Raw genomic sequence first — 2,234 nt, 5'->3', positions numbered from 1 at the left:
ACAGCCTGGGGCGACGGGTTGGCAAGGTTTCAGAGGTCAACGGCAAGACCGAGCAGAAGCACTTTTTGTGGCAAGGCCTGCGGATGTTGCGTGAAGAGCGACCGGGGCAGAGCAGTCTGTATATCTACGAGCCGGGGAGTTATGCGCCGTTGGCTCGGGTGGATCAGGCAGAAGGTGAAGAGCAGGAGCTTTACTACTTCCATACCGACCAGATTGGTACGCCGTTGGAGATGACTGACGCGCACGGGAGCATAGTCTGGCAGGCGACGTACAAGGCTTGGGGGGCGGTTGAGCGTCTACACGTCAATGACGTCGAGCAGAACCTGCGGTTTCAGGGGCAGTATTTTGATGACGAGACGGGGCTGCACTACAACACGTTTCGGTATTACGATCCGGAGGTGGGGCGGTTTGTTACGCAGGATCCGATTGGGTTATACGGTGGAGAAAATCTTTACCAGTATGTGCCTAATCCCAATGCATGGATCGATTCTTTAGGCCTCGCTTGTGAAAAATGGGATGTGAACTCACATCAAGGTAATAAAAGTGCTGTAAAGGGTAAAAATCTAGGATTAGACTCTCACCATGTTGGCCAGAAAAATCTTATGAAAGATTTGGTTGAGGGCTACGATCCAGCAGCTGCTCCCGCAATGTTAGTGCCTCGTGTGGGGCATACTGTTTCTAAAGAGGGAGTAGGTATTTTGTCAAGGAGTGGGGTGAATGGAAAGACAGGCTTGCCATTTGCCAGTGCTCGTGATGTTGTGGCTCGCGACATAAGAGAACTCAGGCGTGTATATCCAGATGTACCCAATGCAAAGCTTCAAGAACTGATATCGCTAAATAAAGCAATGTACCCAGAAATGCGCTAATGAGGATGGCTTATGAAATCTGATCAAAAATTTGTATCTGCAATATTTAATGAGCTGTATACCAAAAATTTAGAACAATATAGGAATTCATTAAGTAAGCCGCTCAATAACGATAACGATCCGTATGCCAAGGCCAGAAATGCCATGGCTACGCTTAGCGACAACGATAGGGCTAATATTTTTGCTTTTTTTAACGTCATTATCGCTGACAGTGCTTCTGTGGTCTTGGGGACGCTGGATGGTGTTCATTTCCCTGATGGTGTAGACGGAGATTTTGTTGTTACGTGTGATGGAGAGGAAATTCAAGGTGATCTCCTTGATATCTTCATTGAGAAGGCCCAAGAGAGTAATGTTTACGGCTGACTAAAAAATACTTCAAGGAAATCGACGCCCTCGGCCACACCACCGAATACCTCAATGGCGACGACGGCCTGCCGCACACCGTCATCGGTGCAACCGGCAAGTCCAAATATCTGTGGTGGAACTCCCTGGCCCAGGTCGAGCGCTTCCAGGATTGCTCGGGTAAAATCACCACCTACCGCTTCGACGAGCGCCACCATCTGGCCGCCGTCACCGACGCGCTGGGCCAGACCACCACGCTGGAGCGGAAGCCAATCGTGGGCCGTTTAATACATGGAAGAAAGGCTATTGGAAGGAAAGATCACTGGACTTTGGGGTTTGAGGTATGAGTTATATGGATTTGATTAAGACTGCATCTGGTGAAGATCCGGCATATGCAGGTGGTGCTACCGACGCCTTGATAGCTGAGTTTGAAAACGAACTGGGTGTGAGTTTTCCGAGCTCGTATAAGTTATTCCTGAAGAAATTCGAAGCTTTATCATTTGCTGGAGAAACATATTATGGGATCACAAAGAGTGGGCTAAGCGCTACCGCGATACCTAGCGTACTGTTCGCTACAAAAAACAGCGCGATTGCTTGGTGATGCTGATAGCAGTATGGTTGTTATTAAGTCTTCAGGCTATGGTCCTATATATTCAATCGACACTACCAACATCGGAGAGGCAGGCGAGCCCGTAGTTGTGGAGACTGAGCTTTCATTTAAAAGGGATGGTGAAAAAAACGTGATTTTCAATAATTTTGAAGACTTTTTTTGTGAGTCTGTGAGGCAGTCTATTAAAGAGCTTTGAGTTGAGATTTACGCTTGGATTTTCAGGAGTGACCTTATGGTTTTGTTCAGGGTACCAAGGAAACTGAGATCAGGTAGTAGTTGATCAAGAACCTGCTGTAGAGAATGATTCCAACGATTTGCAAGAGCGTGACGACCTGCGCCGCGAAGTCCTGCGCACCCAGGGCACGCTCACCAGCTGCTTCGGCTACGACGCCATGGGCCGCAAGAGCTGGCAGTTC

The 2,234-nt window shown here is 48.5% G+C and carries 3 protein-coding genes and 1 pseudogene; all 4 read left to right on the top strand.

Annotated elements, in window-relative coordinates; genetic code table 11:
* A partial coding sequence (locus SOP85_RS30895) for an RHS repeat domain-containing protein (protein WP_323629390.1) occupies positions 1–866 on the top strand: 866 nt, incomplete at its 5' end.
* A 12-nt stretch (positions 867–878) separates the two neighbouring features.
* Positions 879–1,229, top strand: coding sequence for a hypothetical protein (locus SOP85_RS30890; protein WP_323629389.1), 351 nt, complete (start codon positions 879–881; stop codon positions 1,227–1,229).
* Between the two features lie 17 nt (positions 1,230–1,246).
* Positions 1,247–1,480: pseudogene (locus SOP85_RS30885) on the top strand (RHS repeat protein); the annotation flags it as partial.
* An 80-nt stretch (positions 1,481–1,560) separates the two neighbouring features.
* Positions 1,561–1,809 carry an SMI1/KNR4 family protein gene (locus SOP85_RS30880; RefSeq protein WP_323629388.1) on the top strand — a complete coding sequence of 83 codons (249 nt, stop codon included), beginning with the start codon at positions 1,561–1,563 and terminating at the stop codon, positions 1,807–1,809.
* The last annotated feature ends 425 nt before the right edge of the window (positions 1,810–2,234 follow it).

Source organism: Pseudomonas sp. YuFO20 (assembly GCF_035064975.1).
In the GTDB taxonomy this organism is placed as follows: domain Bacteria; phylum Pseudomonadota; class Gammaproteobacteria; order Pseudomonadales; family Pseudomonadaceae; genus Aquipseudomonas; species Aquipseudomonas putida_AE.
The sequence above is the reverse complement of the archived record's forward strand: the minus strand, read 5'-3'. Positions and strand labels throughout refer to the sequence as shown.